We start from the raw sequence: 17,608 nt of genomic DNA, 5'->3' as shown, positions 1-17,608 counted from the left end.
AGTATGCAGTCCCAGCCAATGTCAGAACAACGCAACGCCGCCCAATCGACCCTGCACTCGTCCCAGATGGAAGCCGGTCGCCAGCGCCAGGGGCGCCTGTGGTCCAACCTGAAGGAAGTGTGCGATCTGCTGCACATCCCGGCCGCGGTGTCGATGAACACCGAAGAACTCCTGTTCCAGCACGTGCAGTTCAAGACGGGCCAGCGCGTGCACACGATCGGCCAGGCCTTCGACACCCTCTACATCGTCAATTCCGGCTTCCTGAAAACGGTGCTGATCGACGAATTCGGCAACGAGCAGGTGCTCAGCTTCCCGATGAAGGGCGATATGCTCGGCGTCGACGGCATCCACACCCGCCACTACGCTTCGGAAGCCGTGGCGTTGTCCGACTGCGACCTGATCCTGGTGCCGTTCAAGAAGCTCACGGCCCTGGGCCGCGTGCACGCCGAGCTCGAGAACCTGATGTACGGGGTGATGAGCCGCGAGCTGGTGCGTGAACAGGCGATGATCGGCATGCTCGGCGCCCTGTCGGCCGAGGCGCGGGTGGCTCGCTTCCTGATCTCGCTGGCCGACCGCTTCGCGGCGATGGGCTACTCGAGCAAGCTGTTCAACCTGCGCATGACGCGGCATGAAATCGGCAGCTATCTCGGCCTGACGCTGGAAACGGTCAGCCGCACGCTGTCCGCCTTCAACGAGATCGGCCTGATCACCGTCGACCAGCGCACCATCGGGATCAAGGATCCGGAAGCGCTCAAGACGCTGCGCCGCCTGCCGCCCTCCCGTTCGCGCGCCAAGCAGAACGCCAAGCACAAGGCCGATGCCGATTCCGGTGACGGCCAGGTGCTGGCCACGGCCTGAAGCCTGCGACCGGCACGACCGGCTGCAATGGCCACAGCGGCCACTGCGGCTGGTCGTGCTTGCAGAGAATTCCTCTACGCCTGAACCCACTCGTGACCGTTTGCGCCACCGAGCCAGACCCATCAATAAAAAAGCCGGCTCCTGCAAGAGTCGGCTTTTTTCATGGTGCCCCTGGGCGTCGCCTTTGCACGGGCAATGGCCAGTGCCGGCTTTCTGCAGCGCTGGCTCTGCTGATAAAGCCCGTACTGCATCTAATTGTCCGACAGCCGGCCCAGCCAATCGGCACCGAGCCGCTACCCGTACACTGAAGCGTTTTCTTCTGTAATTCCTAACCGTGCTCACCAGGATTCCGGCAGCCCAGGCCGTCGGAATCCGAGCCGCCTCACCTGTCAGTCACGCACCAGCACACTACCATTGACCTTCACCTGGTCGCCGACGCGGAAACCAGGGTCATTGTCGTAGGAAATGTTCTGCGTCGCGCCATTCTCGTAGCGCACCACGACCTCGAAACGGTCGCCGCTGCGCGCATTGCGTTCGATGCTGCGGCCGGCCAGCGCGCCCGCCACGGCGCCGGCAGCGGTCGCCGCCGTACGGCCGCTGCCGCTGCCGACCTGGTTGCCCAGCAGGCCGCCGACCGCGGCGCCGCCCAGCGTGCCGAGCGCCGAGGCCTGGCCATTCGCCTGCACCACGTTGATCGCTTCGATCGTCGCGCAATTCGTGCAGTAGCGTGCGACGCGGTCGTCACGCGGCGCCGGTCGCGCATCGCGCCCGGCCGGTGGCGGGCCGGAACGCAGGTCGGGACCGGCCGCGCGCGGCGGCGGACCACCGGCCAGCAGCGGATGGCCGAGCATCGCGGTGGTGTAGCGGCCGTTGGCGCGGATGGTGGCGGTGACCGGTGCGTCCGGCGCGATGTTGTCATTGCGGCGGATGCGGTACACGCCGCTGTACTGGCCCGGCCGTACTTCCGGCAGCGCGAACACGCCCGAGGTACCGGCGATCTGCACGTCGACCTTGGCGCCCGGCGTACCGAACACGGTGAATTGCAGGTCGTTGCCCGGACCGAGATCGTTGCTTCCGCGCACATCGAAGCTCTCAACGTGCGGGACCGCGGCCAGGCGTCCGCCATCGTCGCGGCCTACCGGGCCGCGCACCAGGGGTTCGCCCAGCAGGCGCGTAATGACCTGGCCGCCGGCGCGCAAGTTAGCCGTCACCGGGCTGTCCGGACGCAGGCGGTCGTGCGTGCCGATGGTGTAAGTGCCCTGGTAGGTGCCGGGACGGGTCTCCGTCAGGTGCAGGTTGCGCGTGGCGCCGTCGATGCGCACGGTGGCATTGCCGCCCGGCGAGCCATACAAGTCGAAATTCAGTTCGGTGCCCGGTTCCAGGCGGCGCACTTCGTCGACGTTGAAACCTTCGATGCGCGGGGCGATGGCGGCCGCGCGCGGGTGGCGGTCCTGGGCCTGGGCCGGTCCCGGAACGGTGATCGACAGCAGCGGCAGTGCCGTGACCACGGCCGCAGCCAGTTTTTTGGATGTATTCGCCATGATGTCCTCCGGGCTCGCGAGTGAATTTTCGATGTGCCTAGCGTACGCCGCCCATCCGTAAACCTCGGTGCGCTAACGTACGCTATGCACGGCCTCGCCAGACGTGACGAAAATGCGCTCGCCCGGCGCCGGCTTCACCGTGTAGCCCCCAGTAAATGAACCGAAAGAAGGCAGGATCATGCGCGCCGGTCCGACTACGAAACACGGCAGCCGCAAGGCGTCCGAACGGGTCGCCAGCACATAGGCAGGATGGACGTGGCCGGCCAGCACGTAACCCGGCGCGTCGATGTCCGGATGGTGGCAGAAGGAAAATGGACCGACTGTATAAGGCTCGTCGACCAGGTCGATGCCGAGCGCCTCGGCCGGGTCGCCGGCATGCTTGTCGTGGTTGCCGCGCACCAGCGTCAGCACCAGGTCGCAGCGGCGGCGGCGCCAGGCCAGCATCGCCGCCTGGGTGGTGGCGGCATGCGACGCGCGTGCGTGCAGGAAGTCGCCCAAAAACAGGACGTGCGTGGCGCCGGTGGCGTCGATCAGGGTGTCGAGTCCATCCAGGTTTTCGTTGGTGGTGCCGTGCGGTACCGGGATGCCGAAGGAGCGGAAAGCCGCCGCCTTGCCGAAGTGGATGTCGGCGATGACCAGCATCTCCAGGCGCGGCCAGTACACGGCTTTCTGCGGCAACAGCAGCACCCGTTCGCCGGCAAGCGCCAGCACCGAAGCGTCGCGCGGACCGCTGTTCTCCCCCTGGTTCATGCCGCGGCCGCCTTTTCCAGTTCGCGTACCATGCGCGCCACGCGGTCCGACAGCTTTTCGGTCGACACCTTTTCGCGGAAGCGCTCGACCATCAGCGGAAAGCCGAAGGGTGTGGCGCGCTTGACCTCGTGGTAGGCGATGCGGCGTCCGTGCAGCGCGTTGAGGGTATCGCGCAGCCGGGTCAGTTCCAGCTCCTGCTCCAGCACTTCGCGCTCGGCCTGCGTCAGCAGCAGGTTGCCGCTGTCGTGCTTGCGGAAGACTTCGTAGAACAGCGCCGACGAGGCCTGCACCTGGCGCATCGACTTGCGCTGCCCCGGGAAGCCCTGCGACACCAGTCCGGAAATCCGCGCCACCTCGCGGAAGCGCCGCTGCGCCAGCTGGGTCGCGTTCAGGCTATCGAGCACGTCCTCGAGCAGGCGCCCGGTATCGAACAGGCCGACGTCCGCGCCGGTCGCGCCCTTGAACAGCGTAGCCCAGTCGACCGGTTCCGGCGACAGCAGTTCGAAGCCATAGTCGTTCACCGCCACCGAAAAGGTCGACGGCATGATGCTGCCGACGCGATAGGCCAGCAGCGAGGCCAGCCCGGTGTGCACCGAGCGGCCGCCGAACGGATACACGAACAGGTGCCAGCCCTCGCGGCTCTTCATGCTCTCGACCACCAGCACTTCGCCGGTGGGCAGCGACGACCAGTTGGCCTGCACTTCCAGCAGCGGGCGCACCGCCTGCATTTCCGGGCCCTCGAAGATGCCCTGCGCGGCCCGCTCCAGCTCTTCCAGCCCGGCACGCGCCATCTCGGCGCTGAGCGGCACCTTGGTCCCGCCCCAGCGGCTGATCGCGCCCTTGGTGGAGGTGCTGCGCTTGACATAGGCCGTCATTTCATGGACGCGCACCAGTTCCAGGATGCGGCCGCTGAACAGGAAATGGTCGCCCGGCTTGAGGCGGCCGACGAAGGATTCCTCGACGCTGCCGATGCGCCCGCCGCTGACGTACTGCACCTGCATCTGGGCATCCGAGACGATGGTGCCGATGCTCATCCGGTGGCGCCGGCCGATGGTGGCGTCCGGCACGCGGTAGACGCCCTCCTCGTCCGGCAGCACGCGCCGGTATTCCGGATACACGGTCAGGCTCTGGCCGCCGCGGGCGACGAAATCCAGCGCCCACTGCCACTCTTCTTCGGTCAGGTTGCGGTAGGACCAGGCGGTTTTCACTTCCGCATACAGCTCTTCCGAGCGGAAGCCGCCGCCCAGCGCGATCGTCACCAGGTGCTGCACCAGCACGTCGAAGGGTTTATTCGGCACCTGGCGCGCCTCGATGCGGCGGCTGGCCACCGCGCGCTTGGCGCCGGCCGCTTCCAGCAATTCCAGGCTGTTGGTGGGCACCAGCGTCACGCGCGAGATGCGCCCCGGCGCGTGGCCGCTGCGGCCGGCGCGCTGCAGCAGGCGCGCGATGTTCTTGGCGCTGCCGACCTGCAGCACGCGCTCGACCGGCAGGAAGTCCACGCCCAGGTCGAGGCTGGCGGTACAGATCACGGCCTTCAGTTCGCCGTTCTTTAAGCCCTTCTCGACCCACTCGCGCACTTCGCGGTCGAGCGAGCCGTGGTGCAGCGCCACGACGCCGGCCCAGTCGGGGCGCGCCTCGATCAGGTTCTGGTACCAGATCTCGGATTGCGCGCGCGTGTTGGTGAACACCAGCGTCGAGCCGCTCTGGTCGATCTCGTCGATGACCGGCTGCAGCATCTGCAGGCCGAGGTGGCCGCCCCATGGAAAGCGCGAGACGGTCGGCGGGATCAGGCAGTCGACCACGATCTGCTTTTTCAGGTCGCCCTCGACCAGCACGCCCTTGCTCTCGTCGGCATCCGTCCCCAGCAGCACGTTACGCGCATCCTGCAGGTTGCCCATGGTCGCCGACAGCCCCCACACGACCAGCTCCGGATTCCAGCGCCGCAAGCGCGCCAGCGCCAGCTGCACCTGCACGCCACGCTTGCTGCCCATCAGTTCGTGCCACTCGTCGATGATGACCATATCGAGGTGCTTGAACTGGTCGCGCGCACCCGCGTGCGACAGCAGCAGCGACAGGCTCTCCGGCGTGGTGATCAGCGCCCCCGGCAGGCTTTTCGACTGGCGCGCCCGCTCGGCCGAGCCGGTGTCGCCGGTACGTGCGCCGATCGACCATGCGCCGATCACGTCCGGGCTGGCGGCAGCCAGATCGGCCGCCGACACTTCCAGCGAACGCTGGGTGTCGGCCGCCAGCGCGCGCATCGGCGTCAGCCACAGCACCCGTACACCGCTGCGGCTGCGGCGCGAGCGATTCGCGCCGCGCAGCAGCGCCGCGAACCACACGGCGTAGGTCTTGCCGGCGCCGGTGTTGGCATGCAGCAGCCCGGACTGCCCGGCCAGCGCCGCCTTCCACACCGCGCGCTGGAAGGGAAAGACCTTCCAGCCACGGCCGGCGAACCAGCTGTCGACCGCCTGCTCGGCCTGGGAACGCGTCATGACGTCACCTCGGGCTCGATATCGACCTCGGCCGGCGCCGCTTCCAAAAGTCCCTTCAGCGTGTCCAGCGTATCGGCCTGCTCCACCGTCTTGTCGTCGCGCCGCCGCAGGATGCGCGGGAAGCGCACCGCGATGCCGGCCTTGTGCCGGGTCGACAGCGCGATGCCCTCGAAGCCGATCTCGAACACCATGGTCGGTTTCACCGAGCGCACCGGCCCGAATTTCTCGACCGTGGTCTTGCGCACCGCATTGTCGACCTGGCGGATCTCGGCGTCGGTCAGGCCGGAATAGGCCTTGGCGAAGGGCACCAGCTTGCGCTCCGCCCCCTCCCCGTCCCAGACCGCGAAGGTGTAGTCGGTGTACAGCGAGGCGCGCCGTCCGCTGCCGGCCTGGGCATAGATCAGCACCGCATCGATCGCGTACGGATCGATCTTCCACTTCCACCAGGTGCCGACGTCCTTGGTGCGGCCGACGCCGTAATGCGCATCGCGCGCCTTCAGCATCATGCCCTCGACGCCACGCGCCCGCGATTCGGCGCGCAGCTTGCCCAGATCTTCCCAGGTATCGGCCGTGACCAGCGGCGAGATGCGCAGCTGCGGCTTGGCGACGCTGGTCACCAGCGTTTCCAGCAGTGCGCGCCGCTCGTGCTGGGGCAGTGTGCGCAAGTCGACGCCGTCCAGTTCCAACAAGTCGTAGGCCAGCAGCACCGCCGGGTATTCACTTAAAAACTTGGCCGACAGGGTCTTGCGGCCGATGCGCTTTTGCAGATCGGCAAACGGCGCCGGCGCATCCGAATCCAGCCAGACCAGCACCTCGCCGTCGACCACCGTCCCTTCCGGCAGCGCCAGCGCGGCCAGTTCCGGGAAGCGCTCGGTGATCAGGTCTTCACCGCGCGACCACAGGTAATTCTGGCCGCTGCGACGCACCAGCTGGGCGCGGATGCCGTCATATTTCCACTCGACCTGCCAATCGGCCATGTCGCCGAGACCCGCCGGCTCGCCCTGCAGCTGGTGCGCCAGGAAGAAAGGATAGGGCTGGCCGCCGCGCAGCTTGTGCTCGTCGTCGGACTGGGCCGCGATCAGCTGCAGGAAGCCGGCGCCGGTCGGGCGCACGCGGCCATCGGTCCAGCCCATCAGGCGCTGCGCGATCAGCTTGGAGTCCACCGCGGCGATCGCCGCCAGCGCGCGCGTGACCAGCAGTTTCGACACGCCGACCCGGAAACCGCCGCCGATCAGTTTCACGAACAGGAAGCGCTCGCGCGAGGTCAGCTCGTCCCAGTAGGACAACAGCGCCTCGCGGATGGTGGCCGGGTCGGCACCGCGCAGCGGACCGATGCGTTCTTCCATCCACACCGCCAGCCCGACGTCGCTGTGTTTCGTCGGCGGCGGCAGGATGAGGGCGATGGTCTCGGCCATGTCGCCGACCGCGGCATAGCATTCGTCGAACAGCCAGTCGTCGAGAACGGCGTATTCGATCGCGTACTGGCGCATCAGCTTGGACGGCACCGCCTGGCGCGGCTTGCCGCCGGCCAGGAAGTAAACCGCCCAGGCGGCGTTCTCGGGGGCCGCATGCTCGAAGTAGTTGCGCAGCGCGTCGAGCTTGCGGTTGGTGGCGGTGGTCTCGTCGAGTTCGGCGTACAGGCGCGCAAATTCACGCATCGTTCGCCTCCTCGCCGGCAGGCGCCGGCTTGCGCTCTTCGCGCCGGTCCTCGTCTTCCTCCTCGTCGCTGGCGGCCGGCACCGTGGCGCCTGCCCCCGGTGCCGATTCGGGCGCCGGCGTGGCGTCGGCCGACTCGTCGTCTTCCTCGCCGTATTCGGTATCGAAGGCCTTGGCGTCGAGTCCGTTCTGGCACAGCCAGCGCACCATCACCGGGATCGAGCCATGGGTGACGATCACCTGCTGCGCCTCGGTGGCGCGAATCGCGTCCATCAGGCCCGGCCAGTCGGCGTGGTCGGACAGCACGAAGCCGCGGTCGACGCCGCGACGGCGCCGTGCTCCGCGCAGCAGCATCCAGCCGCTGGCAAAGGCATCGCTGTAGTCGCCGAAGCGGCGGGTCCAGGTCGAGCCCGAGGCCGAGGGCGGCGCCAGCACCAGCGCCCGTTTCAGGTCCGCCTTGTCGGTCTCGCTCACCAATTGGGTAGCCGGCAGGTCGACGCCGCCGTCGCGGTAGACACGGTTGAGCGGCTCGACCGCGCCATGACAGACGATCGGGCCGATCGACGGATCGAGGCCGGACAGCAGCCGCTGGGCCTTGCCGAAGGCATAGGCGTACAGGATGCTGGTGCGGCCCTCTTCCGCATTCGCGCGCCACCAGCGGTTGATGTCGTCGAACACGTCCTGCTGCGGGTCCCAGCGGTAGATCGGCAGGCCGAAGGTCGACTCGGTGATGAAGCTGTGGCAGCGCACCGGCTCGAACGGCTCGCAGGTGGCGTCCGGCTCGACCTTGTAATCGCCCGACGCCACCCAGATTTCGCCTTCGTGCTCCATGCGGATCTGGGCGGAGCCAAGTACATGGCCGGCCGGGTGCAGCGAGACCGTCACGCCGTTGTGAACCACGCGCTTGCCGTAGTCCAGGCCCTCGATGTTGATGTCGGCACCGAGGCGCGATTTCAGGATGTTCACGCTCTTGCTGGAAGCCAGGTAGTGGCTGTGGCCCCAGCGCGCATGGTCGCCGTGCGCATGGGTGATGACGGCCCGGTCGACCGGCCGCCATGGATCGATATAGAAATCACCCGGGACGCAGTAGAGTCCCTCCTTGCGTACTACGACCATGTCTCCCATGTTTTCCTTTCTTGCCCACCGCGCTCCTTTTCCACCGTCGCCCCTGCGAAGGCAGGGGTCCAAGTTTCATGAGCTGCGGAGATGCGTGCAACTTGGGCCCCTGCCTTCGCAGGGGCGACGTTTACGCGCCAACGTGCTTATTCAGCCCACGTGTTCCACATAATCCTTCAAGAACGACCGATGCTCCCCATCCGGAAACTCGATCGACACCTGATCCCCGGCCATCGACAGCACTACGCCCTCGCCATACTTGGGCACCTTGACGCGCGCGCCGGCCTCGAAGACCGATGCCGGATCGGGCTCGGGCACCGGCTCGTGGTCGAACTCGTCGTCGCGGATGTCGATTTCTTCCGTCAGCACGGCCGCCGGCGGGTTCAGGCAGTTATCGCAGCGGCAGCATTTCTCGAAGCCGTCGACTGCGTCGCCGAAATAATCGAGCAGCAGCTTCCAGCGGCAGAAACCGCTGACCGCATACGACACCATCTGCTCCAGCGCTTCCTTGTCGTGTTCCTGCTTCTGGCGGTAAACCGCGGCCATGGCCTCGAACAGGCTGGCTTTCGGCTCGGTCGCGCCCGGGCTCCAGGCCAGCTTGCGGTTCTGGCGCAGCAGCCCGGTATCCTTCAGCAGCTTGAGGCAAACCTTGAGGTGCGGCCCGGCCAGCTCGCCGGCCACGTCGTCGACGCGCTGCGGCGTGGCGGTCTCGTCCTCGGCCAGCTTGCGCACGGCTTCGTAGATGGCGCGGATCTCGTCCGCCGTCGGGTAGTGCTTGACCAGGAAGAATTGCTGGACGCGCTTGTCGTCCTGCAGGAACAGCAGCGTGCATGCGGCATCCTTGCCGTCGCGGCCGGCGCGGCCCGACTCCTGGTAATAGGCTTCCAGGTTGGCCGGAATCTGCAGGTGGATGACGAAGCGCGTGTCCGGCTTGTCGATGCCCATGCCGAAGGCGTTGGTCGCGACCATGATGCGCCGCTCGTCGTCCATGAACAGGTCCTGGTTCGCCTTGCGCTCGGCGGCATGCAGCTTGCCGTGGTAGATCGTGACCGACTCCCCGGCTTCCTGCAGCAGGTGGTAGAGCTCTTCCGCCATCTTGACCGTGGCGGCGTAGACGATGCCCTTGCCCTCGGTCTCGCGCACCAGGTTCAGCGCCTGCTGCATCTTCTCCGCGCCATTCGTCACCTGCTGCACGCGGTAGTGCAGGTTCGGACGATAGATGCCGGTATTGATGACGTGCATGCGCGGCCGGGCCAGCTGGCGGCCGATGTCGTCCATGACCTCGTCGGTGGCGGTGGCGGTCAGCGCAAGCACCGGCGGCTTGCCGAGGGCGTCGAGCGTACCGGCCATCTCGAGGTAGGCCGGACGGAAGTCGTGGCCCCATTGCGAGATGCAGTGGGCTTCGTCGACCACGACCAGCGCCACCTTCACCTCCCGCAGCAAGGCGACGAACTCCGGCGACACCAGGCGCTCGGGCGTGCAGAACACGATCTCGCACTGCTGCTGCTCGATGGCCGCGAGCGCGTCGCGCTCTTCCCCGGCGTTCAAGCTGCTGTTGACTTGCACGGCGCGTATGCCCATCTCTTCCAGCTTCTCGAGCTGGTCCTTCATCAGCGAGATCAGTGGGGAGACGACGATGGTCATGCCCTCAAGGATGCGGGCGGGTATCTGGTAGCACAGCGATTTACCGCTGCCGGTGGGCATGATCGCCAGCGTGTCCTTGCCGTCGAGGACGCTGTCGATCACACGTTGCTGGCCGTCGCGCAACTGGGCAATACCGAAGACGGTATTCAGCAGGCGACGGATGGTGTTGCGGCGTACCGCAAGCACGCCTTTGTGCAGGAGTTTGGGTTCGTGTCGGGTCATGATGAGCCCAACTGTAAATTGGGTACGAACGCGACGCTATAGGACGCAACCTACAGTAACCGTAGGAGCGCCTCGTTAGCGATCTACTACCGATCAGACAGGGAAACAGCGCGATTTCCTACAATGCGACGGATTACCCGCCGATAGTTTCCACACAGAACCTAAATTAAGATGACATCACTGCCACCACATTACCGCCTGCCTGGAGTTCACCATGATTCGCATGCACCCGACCACCGCCGCCTGGACCGCTCTTCACATCAGCATCACCGGCCTCGCCACCTGGCTGCTGGTCGCGACCGAAGCCTTCAACAGCGCTGCGCCGCTGCTGTTTCACTGATCGATGCCGTTCCCGCATGCGACAGGCATGTCCAGCGACGCTGCCGTGACCGGCCGGCGCGCTTTCCCACGTCCGCCTGAGGCTTGACGCCCCCTCCCTAACCCTTCGTTCCGAAGCATGCGACCGATTGCCGCGCAAGCGGGCATCATGGTGGCCATTTCTATATCTGGAACGGGTGAGTTACATGAAACGAACGAATCTGCGCGTGGTCATCACCGGCGCATCGAGCGGCATCGGCGCCGCCACCGCCATCGCTTTCGCCAGGGAAGGCGCCAGCCTGGTGCTCGGCGCGCGCGGTAAGGAAGGACTCGACGACATCGCCCAGCGTTGCCGCGCGGCCGGCGGCAAGGCCGACGTGAAAGTGGTCGACGCCACCGATGCCGATGCCGTCGGACGCTTCGCGCGCGAGGCGCGCAGCACGCTGGGCGACATCGACCTGTGGTTCAGCGACGTCGGCGTCGGCGTGGTCGGGCAGTTCGCCGAGGTACCGATCGAAGATCACCAGCGCGTGATCGAGACCAATCTCGTCAGCCACATGAACGATGCGCACGCCTTGCTGCCGATCTTCCTGGAACAGGGCCACGGCATCTGGGTCAACATGATTTCGGTGGGCGGCTACGTCACGACGCCGTATTCGGCCGCCTACGCCGCCAGCAAGTTCGGCCTGCGCGGCTTCAGCGCCGCCTTGCGCGCCGAACTGCACGACCAGCCGCGCATCCACGTCTGCGACGTCTACCCGACCTTTGTCGACACCCCCGGCTTCGCCCATGCCGGCAATTACACGGGCGCCAAGCTGTCCTACCCGCCCGGCGTACTGGCGCCGGAAAAGGTGGCGGATGCCGTGGTCAAGCTGGCGCGCCAGCCGCGTGCCACGACCGTGATCGGCGCGCCCGCGTTCGCGCTCAAGCTGGCCGAACTGGCCACCCCGCTCACCGCGGTCGCCATGAAGCGCTTCCTGGATACCTGGTCGAAGCGCGCCGACCGCACCGGCGACACCCAGGGCAGCCTGTATGAGCCGCCCGCCACCGCCAGCGGCGTGCACAGCGGCCAGCGCCCGACCGACGCGGCCGGCCAGAAGAAAAACACGGCCTTGCTGGCGGGTGCCGTGGTGGCCGCCGCCGCCATCGGCGTGCAGGTCTGGCGCCGGCGCTCGCGCTAAGCGCTCGTCGCTAGCGTTGTCGGCTACATCAGCGCCCTGAGCGCCCCTACGTAGCGCTCGCTGACCGCCACCTGCGCAGCGCAGCGCAGGGTCAGCCGGTAGCTGCCGTCGCCGACCGTTGCCAGGGTCCCGATCTGGTCGCGCCGGACGATGACGCCGCGGTGCACGCGCACGAACACGGCTGGATCGAGCAGTGTCTCCAGGCGGCTCAGCGGGATCCGGTGCAACACCTGGCGCGCCGCCAGGCACAGGTTGACGTAGTTGCCGGCCGCCTCGACCCACAGGATGTCGTCGACCCGCACCTGCTCGACGCGGCCGACCGAGCGCACGCTGATGCGGTCGAGCCAGGCCGCATCGTCGCTGCTACGCTCGGCATAGCTGCGCAAGGCATTGCCGTAGGCGCCACGCTGGCCATGGCGCAGCAGCGCCTCGGCGCGTTCGACCGCCTGCGCCAGGCGGGCGTCGCTCACGGGCTTGAGCAGGTAATCGAGCGCATGCACGTCGAAGGCATCGACGGCATGGGCGCTGAAGGCGGTCACGAAGATCACCAGCGGCGGCTCGGGCCGGCGCGCCAGCTCGCCGGCCAGCGCCAGCCCATCCTCGCCCGGCATGCGGATGTCCAGGAAAACCACGTCGACCGGCTGCGTGGCCAGCGCGGCGCGCGCGGCGGCGGCGCTGGCGCATTCGGCCGCCAGGGTCCAGCCGGGATGGGCCTCCATCGCCAGGCGCAGGTTGATGCGGCCCGGCGCTTCGTCGTCGACGATCAGGTAAGTCACCGCCATCAGTCGGCCTCCATGGCCCGGATGCAAAGCTGTGTCGGATAGCGGGTGGCGGGATTCGGCGTACTCATCGTCAGGAAGTATAGCAGCGGGCCATCCGCGCCCGCGGCGACGGCAGTCACACCGGGCCGGCGTTTCGTCACACGGCGGCTTACCCGGCGGGCTGGTCGCATAAGCTGTAGCAGCATGCACATCACAGCAAGGGAAACCATGAAACGACACTGTCTTGCAGCAGGTGCACTGTGCGCCTTGCTCGCGCCTGTCCATGCGGCCGAGGTCTGCACCGCGCTCGCCGACGCCGCCGGCGGCAAGCCCCTGCTGGAACGCGGCGATTGCCGCACCCGCGTCACGCCGGCGTCGACCTTCAAGATCGCCATCAGCCTGATGGGCTACGACGCCGGCGTCCTGAAGGATGCGCACACGCCGCTGCTGCCCTATCGCCCCGGCTACGTCGACTGGCAGCCGGCCTGGCGGGCGCCGACCGATCCGGCGAAATGGATGCGCGATTCGGTGGTCTGGTATTCGCAGCAGACCACGCTGGCGCTGGGACCGGCGCGCTTCGGCGCCTACGTCCGGCAATTCGGCTACGGGAACCAGGACGTGGCCGGCGACGCCGAGCATAACGGGCTGACGCTGTCGTGGATCGGGTCCTCGCTGAAGATCTCGCCGGTGGAGCAGCTCGACTTTCTCGGCAAGCTGGTGAACCGCCGGCTCGGCGTCGGCGACCAGGCCTACGACATGACCGCCGCGCTTACCCGCTACGGCACCGTCAACGGCTGGGACCTGCACGGCAAGACCGGCGCATCGAGCGGCCTGGGCTGGTACGTCGGCTGGGCGACGAAAGACGGGCGCACCGTCACCTTTGCGCGCCTGGTCCGCAGCGACGCCACCAAGCCGGAGGCCATGTCGACCGGCATGTGGGCACGCGAGGCTTTCCTGGCCGAGTTTCCGGGCCTGCTGCCATGACGCGCCAACGGCGCAACGTCGGCATCGACTGCCTGCGCGGCCTGGACTCACCGAAGCGCCCAGGCCGTAAAATACCGCTTTGAATTTTTACAAAGCGACTCTCAGCATGGAAACCAAGGATCAACGTTATCTCGTCCAGCAAAACAAACTCACGGACAAGGACAATACGGCACCCGTGTTCGCCCGCGTCATGCGCAGCAAGGAAGGCAAGTTCGAAGGCGTCTCCTTTATCAGGAACAAGGAAAAGGCGACCGTGATGACGATTGCCGAGGCCGAGGAAGCGATGGCATGGGCCGCGAAGAAAAAGGGCAATGCGCACGAGTACACGAGCAAGATCATTTGCGTCGGCCAATGATCGGGACGCGCAGCGCACCCGACCTCGGCATCGACTGACTGCGCGGGTGTAACAAAGCACGTATTTCCGGCAGGAATTTCTCGCTAACATATTCGGCAACGCGCCCAAACCGCGGCGCACGTCCAAGGAGCCGATCATGTTCGACCGTATCAGACGCAGTTTCGATCTCGTCCGCGCCAGCGCCCAGGTGCTGAGGCAAGACAATCACCTGCTGCTGTTCCCCCTGATCTCCGCCGGCGCCTGGCTGCTGCTGGTGGCCGCGTTTGCCCTGCCGGTGTTCGGCCTGGCCCCGGTCGACGGCATCGGCGAAGGCGGCCTGTATTCGATCGGCTTCCTGTTCTACGTGGTGCAGTACTTCGTCATCTTCTACTTCAACACGGCGCTGGTCGGCGCCGTCATGATCCGGCTCGACGGCGGCAGCCCGACGCTGGCCGACGGCCTGCGCATCGCCAACGGCCGCCTGCCGGCCATCCTCGGCTATGCGGTCATTTCCGCGACCATCGGCGTGATCCTGCGCGCGATCCAGGAACGGCTCGGCTTCGTCGGCCGCCTGGTCGTCGGCCTGATCGGCGCCGGCTGGGCGCTGGCGACCTTCCTGGTGGTGCCGGTGATCGTGACCCGCGACCGCGGTCCGATGGCGTCGATTTCCGAAAGTACCGCCCTGCTCAAGCGTACCTGGGGCGAGAACGTCACCGGCCATATCGGCATGGGCGCCGCCTTCGGCCTGGTCTACTTCGGCCTGGCCGGCGGCAGCGTGCTGCTGGCGGTGCTGCTACTGGCCGCCGGCGCCGTCAGCCCGGTGTTCTTCTTCCTGTTCGGCGCCGTCGTGGTGCTGGCGCTGCTGGCCTGCGTGCTGTTCCAGGCGACGCTGACCGGCATCTATTCCGCCGTGCTGTACCGCTATGCCGTCGACGGCAGCGGGACCGTCGGTTTCGACAAGGCGGCGCTGGCCACGAGTTTCCTGCCCAAGGCCTGACCATCTGTCCCTGGCAATGCGCTACCACTTCATGATGCGAACCCGTCTTGTCTGGCTGGCAGGTGGACTCATGGCCAGCGGGCGCTGTTACGCGGGCACCTCGTCGCCATTCGATATTGGTCCGTTGCTTGCCATCCTCGTCCTGTATCTCCTCGGACTGATTGTCTGCATTATCATGATCCTGGTGGCGAAGCGAAATGGATTTTGGCTGAATATGCTGTGTGTAGGAATCGGCCTGCCGATCGTTTTGTTCTACATCGCCAGCGGCGTCAAGTCGTATTCGGTATTCCACCAAAAAGAAGAGATCAGTGAAGGCACGAGGAAGAATCTTGTCGCATTCAACGCCTATTGCAGGGACCGGCAACGCAGTGTAAGCGCTCGGGTGGCCGTCGATCCCGGTACCGCGCTCGTAATTTTTGTGGACGATGGCTTCCCACTAAGGAATAAACCATTCGATGCTTTGCCGCTGCGGGACTACATGAGGGGCGAACCAAGCAACATCCGTGGCGGAAAATGGTGTGAAAGAAGCGGAATCGGCTCCCTGGTGGGCCGTCACGACCGCACACTGCGCCAATTCGAGATGTGTTCAGAAGAACAAGGCACCCTGTTCACCGGCGAACTCCCACGCTACGTATTGATTCTGGGCGCCGCGATGGACGCGACACCGGCGCCCTGGCGCGGCGAACAGATCTCGATGTACAAGTCGCCAATACGGCTGGTCGATCGACACAGCGGTACAACGCTGGCAAAGGATACGATGTATTTGCTTCGCTACGAAGACCACGCGCCCGGATGCCCGGACGGCAACGAGCAGATCGCTTCCCTGATTGCCGAAGTCTTTCCGAAGCAGTGAAGGCAACACGGGGGAGCGTGTTTTGAACCCTTGAAACAAATGCGGCGTTCCCTTCCCGGGAACGCCGCACAGTGCGCATCGAGCTACCGGCCGATTATGCCGATTCAACCGCCACCGGCATGCGGATCAGGTAGTCGAAGGCCGACAGCGCTGCCTTGGCACCCTCGCCCGCCGCGATCACGATCTGCTTGAACGGCGTGGTGGTCGCATCGCCCGCGGCGAACACGCCCGGGATGTTGGTGCGGCCGTGGGCGTCGACGATGATCTCGCCGAAGCGCGACAGTTCCAGGGTGCCCTTCAGGAACTCGGTGTTCGGCACCAGGCCGATCTGGACGAACACGCCGGCCAGCGGGACGTTCTTCTCTTCACCCGAAATGCGGTCCTTGAACGAAATGCCGTTGACCTTGTTGCCATCGCCGGTGATCTCGGTGGTCTGGGCGTTGACGTGGATGGTCACGTTCGACAGGCTCTGCACCTTGTTCACCAGCACGGCGTCGGCTTTCAGCTGGTTGGCGAACTCGATCAGGGTCACGTGCTCGACGATACCGGCCAGGTCGATCGCCGCTTCCACGCCCGAATTGCCGCCACCGATGACCGCCACGCGCTTGCCCTTGTACAGCGGGCCATCGCAGTGCGGGCAGTAGTTGACGCCGGCGTTCTTGTACTGCTCTTCGCCCGGCACGTTGACGTTCCTCCAGCGTGCGCCGGTCGACAGGATCACGGTGCTCGACTTCAGCGAGCCGCCGTTGGCGAATTGCACTTCAACCAGTTCGCCAGGAGCCGACGGCGGGATGATCTTGGCGGCTTCCTGCTGGGTCATCACGTCGACGCCGTAGTGGCGCACCTGCTGCTCCAGGGCGGCCGAGAATTTCGGGCCGTCGGTTTCCAGCACCGAGATGTAGTTCTCGATCGACATGGTGTCGTTGACTTGGCCACCCATGCGGCCGGTGGCGACGCCGGTGCGGATGCCTTTGCGGGCGGCGTACACGGCTGCTGCCGAGCCGGCCGGGCCACCGCCGACGATCAGCACGTCGTACGGATCCTTGGCGTTCAGCTTGGCGGCGTCACGGGCGCCGGCGCCCTTGTCCAGCTTGGCGACGATTTCTTCGATCATCATGCGGCCCGAACCGAACAGTTCGCCGTTCAGGAAGACCATCGGCACGGCCATCACCTGGCGCCCTTCGACTTCCTTCTGGTAGGCACCGCCTTCGATCACGACCGTCTTCACGTTCGGGTTCAGGATGGCCATCAGCGACAGCGCCTGCACCACGTCCGGGCAGTTATGGCAGCTCAGCGACATGTACATCTCGAAGTTGTACTCGCCTTCGAGTGCCTTGATGGCGTCGATGGTGTCCTGCTCGACCTTCGGCGGGTGGCCGCCGGTCCACAGCAGGGCCAGCACCAGCGAGGTGAATTCGTGGCCGAGCGGCAGGCCGGCGAAGCGCAGCGAGGTGTTGGTGCCGGTGCGCTGGACGCTGAACGACGGCTTGCGCGCATCGTTGCCGTCGGTACGGACGGTAATCTTGTCGCTGCGCAGGCTCTGGATGGTCTGCAGCAGTTCGAGCGTCTGCTTGGAGGTCTCGCTGTCGTCCAGCGAGGCAACCAGTTCGAACGGTTGCTGTACACGCTGCAGGTAGGCGCCGAGTTGGGTCTTCAGGTCATTGTCAAGCACGCTCATGGTCATTTCCTCGTTCGTATCGTCGTTAAATCGTTAAAGTTTTGGGCAAAGCCTGGCCCCGACGCATCGATTCTTCAATCGTGCGTCAATCAAATTAGTAAATCTGGCGCGGCAAAATCGACTAGTTTGATCGCCCTTTTCTAGGGCGGGATCAATGCGGCGCTGATAAGAGGTGGGGGACATCAGCCGCTACCGCAATGGGGTTTTAGCTAATGTCCTTGTA

General features: G+C 65.9%; 15 protein-coding genes. 7 read left to right on the top strand and 8 right to left on the bottom strand.

Annotated features, from left to right (window positions below):
• Positions 1-66: 66 nt before the first annotated feature.
• The gene (locus U1H99_RS05530; RefSeq protein ID WP_036169061.1) at positions 67-858 is read left to right on the top strand and encodes a Crp/Fnr family transcriptional regulator; all 792 of its coding nucleotides are present in this window, start codon (positions 67-69) and stop codon (positions 856-858) included.
• Positions 859-1,247: 389 nt separating this feature from the next.
• On the opposite strand, the gene U1H99_RS05525 is transcribed toward U1H99_RS05530, so the two are convergent.
• The 6 genes from U1H99_RS05525 to U1H99_RS05500 all read right to left on the bottom strand — a co-directional run bounded on the left by U1H99_RS05525 (position 1,248) and on the right by U1H99_RS05500 (position 10,279).
• Positions 1,248-2,399, bottom strand: a complete 1,152-nt coding sequence (locus U1H99_RS05525; protein ID WP_323140734.1) for a glycine zipper 2TM domain-containing protein — start codon at positions 2,397-2,399, stop codon at positions 1,248-1,250.
• 72 nt (positions 2,400-2,471) lie between these two features.
• Complete coding sequence (gene pdeM / locus U1H99_RS05520) at positions 2,472-3,149, bottom strand: ligase-associated DNA damage response endonuclease PdeM (RefSeq protein ID WP_323140733.1); 678 nt, start codon at positions 3,147-3,149, stop codon at positions 2,472-2,474.
• Positions 3,146-5,641 carry a ligase-associated DNA damage response DEXH box helicase gene (locus U1H99_RS05515; protein ID WP_323140732.1) on the bottom strand — a complete coding sequence of 832 codons (2,496 nt, stop codon included), beginning with the start codon at positions 5,639-5,641 and terminating at the stop codon, positions 3,146-3,148. Before U1H99_RS05515 ends, pdeM begins: the two co-directional genes overlap by 4 nt.
• Positions 5,638-7,299, bottom strand: coding sequence for an ATP-dependent DNA ligase (locus U1H99_RS05510; protein ID WP_323140731.1), 1,662 nt, complete (start codon positions 7,297-7,299; stop codon positions 5,638-5,640). Before U1H99_RS05510 ends, U1H99_RS05515 begins: the two co-directional genes overlap by 4 nt.
• Positions 7,292-8,422: a ligase-associated DNA damage response exonuclease gene (locus tag U1H99_RS05505; RefSeq protein ID WP_323140730.1), complete on the bottom strand. Its 1,131-nt coding sequence runs from the start codon at positions 8,420-8,422 to the stop codon at positions 7,292-7,294. The genes U1H99_RS05510 and U1H99_RS05505 overlap by 8 nt, the downstream gene beginning before the upstream one ends.
• Positions 8,423-8,563: 141 nt before the next feature.
• Positions 8,564-10,279, bottom strand: coding sequence for a RecQ family ATP-dependent DNA helicase (locus U1H99_RS05500; RefSeq protein ID WP_323140729.1), 1,716 nt, complete (start codon positions 10,277-10,279; stop codon positions 8,564-8,566).
• A 214-nt stretch (positions 10,280-10,493) separates the two neighbouring features.
• On the opposite strand from U1H99_RS05500, the gene U1H99_RS05495 reads away from it, so the two are divergent.
• The gene (locus tag U1H99_RS05495) at positions 10,494-10,619 is read left to right on the top strand and encodes a hypothetical protein (protein WP_255517476.1); all 126 of its coding nucleotides are present in this window, start codon (positions 10,494-10,496) and stop codon (positions 10,617-10,619) included.
• A 184-nt stretch (positions 10,620-10,803) separates the two neighbouring features.
• Complete coding sequence (locus U1H99_RS05490; RefSeq protein ID WP_323140728.1) at positions 10,804-11,778, top strand: SDR family oxidoreductase; 975 nt, start codon at positions 10,804-10,806, stop codon at positions 11,776-11,778.
• 23 nt (positions 11,779-11,801) lie between these two features.
• Here U1H99_RS05490 and U1H99_RS05485 read toward each other — a convergent pair whose 3' ends face one another.
• Complete coding sequence (locus tag U1H99_RS05485) at positions 11,802-12,560, bottom strand: LytR/AlgR family response regulator transcription factor (RefSeq protein WP_323140727.1); 759 nt, start codon at positions 12,558-12,560, stop codon at positions 11,802-11,804.
• A 207-nt stretch (positions 12,561-12,767) separates the two neighbouring features.
• Between U1H99_RS05485 and blaOXA the strand changes: the two genes are divergently transcribed.
• The 4 genes from blaOXA (at position 12,768) to U1H99_RS05465 (ending at position 15,707) form a co-directional block, all read left to right on the top strand.
• A complete protein-coding gene (blaOXA, locus tag U1H99_RS05480) occupies positions 12,768-13,523 on the top strand; it encodes a class D beta-lactamase (protein ID WP_323140726.1) in 756 nt (251 codons plus the stop codon).
• Positions 13,524-13,629: 106 nt separating this feature from the next.
• A complete protein-coding gene (locus U1H99_RS05475) occupies positions 13,630-13,878 on the top strand; it encodes a hypothetical protein (RefSeq protein ID WP_323140725.1) in 249 nt (82 codons plus the stop codon).
• A gap of 136 nt (positions 13,879-14,014) precedes the next feature.
• Positions 14,015-14,854, top strand: coding sequence for a DUF6159 family protein (locus U1H99_RS05470; RefSeq protein ID WP_323140724.1), 840 nt, complete (start codon positions 14,015-14,017; stop codon positions 14,852-14,854).
• 70 nt (positions 14,855-14,924) lie between these two features.
• On the top strand, positions 14,925-15,707 hold the full coding sequence (locus tag U1H99_RS05465) for a hypothetical protein (protein ID WP_323140723.1): 783 nt from the start codon (positions 14,925-14,927) through the stop codon (positions 15,705-15,707).
• A gap of 94 nt (positions 15,708-15,801) precedes the next feature.
• Here U1H99_RS05465 and ahpF read toward each other — a convergent pair whose 3' ends face one another.
• Positions 15,802-17,379 carry an alkyl hydroperoxide reductase subunit F gene (gene ahpF, locus U1H99_RS05460; protein WP_323141216.1) on the bottom strand — a complete coding sequence of 526 codons (1,578 nt, stop codon included), beginning with the start codon at positions 17,377-17,379 and terminating at the stop codon, positions 15,802-15,804.
• Positions 17,380-17,608: the final 229 nt, after the last annotated feature.

The organism is Massilia phyllosphaerae, from assembly GCF_034659755.1.
Taxonomy (GTDB): Bacteria; Pseudomonadota; Gammaproteobacteria; order Burkholderiales; family Burkholderiaceae_D; genus Telluria; species Telluria phyllosphaerae.
This window is presented reverse-complemented; position numbering and strand designations above follow the sequence as displayed.

Coding starts and splice junctions, on each gene's coding strand:
- U1H99_RS05530 (WP_036169061.1), top strand. CDS start 67: ATGGAAGCCGGTCGCCAGCGCCAGGGGCGCCTGTGGTCCAACCTGAAG.
- U1H99_RS05525 (WP_323140734.1), bottom strand. CDS start 2,399: ATGGCGAATACATCCAAAAAACTGGCTGCGGCCGTGGTCACGGCACTG.
- pdeM (WP_323140733.1), bottom strand. CDS start 3,149: ATGAACCAGGGGGAGAACAGCGGTCCGCGCGACGCTTCGGTGCTGGCG.
- U1H99_RS05515 (WP_323140732.1), bottom strand. CDS start 5,641: ATGACGCGTTCCCAGGCCGAGCAGGCGGTCGACAGCTGGTTCGCCGGC.
- U1H99_RS05510 (WP_323140731.1), bottom strand. CDS start 7,299: ATGCGTGAATTTGCGCGCCTGTACGCCGAACTCGACGAGACCACCGCC.
- U1H99_RS05505 (WP_323140730.1), bottom strand. CDS start 8,422: ATGGGAGACATGGTCGTAGTACGCAAGGAGGGACTCTACTGCGTCCCG.
- U1H99_RS05500 (WP_323140729.1), bottom strand. CDS start 10,279: ATGACCCGACACGAACCCAAACTCCTGCACAAAGGCGTGCTTGCGGTA.
- U1H99_RS05495 (WP_255517476.1), top strand. CDS start 10,494: ATGATTCGCATGCACCCGACCACCGCCGCCTGGACCGCTCTTCACATC.
- U1H99_RS05490 (WP_323140728.1), top strand. CDS start 10,804: ATGAAACGAACGAATCTGCGCGTGGTCATCACCGGCGCATCGAGCGGC.
- U1H99_RS05485 (WP_323140727.1), bottom strand. CDS start 12,560: ATGGCGGTGACTTACCTGATCGTCGACGACGAAGCGCCGGGCCGCATC.
- blaOXA (WP_323140726.1), top strand. CDS start 12,768: ATGAAACGACACTGTCTTGCAGCAGGTGCACTGTGCGCCTTGCTCGCG.
- U1H99_RS05475 (WP_323140725.1), top strand. CDS start 13,630: ATGGAAACCAAGGATCAACGTTATCTCGTCCAGCAAAACAAACTCACG.
- U1H99_RS05470 (WP_323140724.1), top strand. CDS start 14,015: ATGTTCGACCGTATCAGACGCAGTTTCGATCTCGTCCGCGCCAGCGCC.
- U1H99_RS05465 (WP_323140723.1), top strand. CDS start 14,925: ATGGCCAGCGGGCGCTGTTACGCGGGCACCTCGTCGCCATTCGATATT.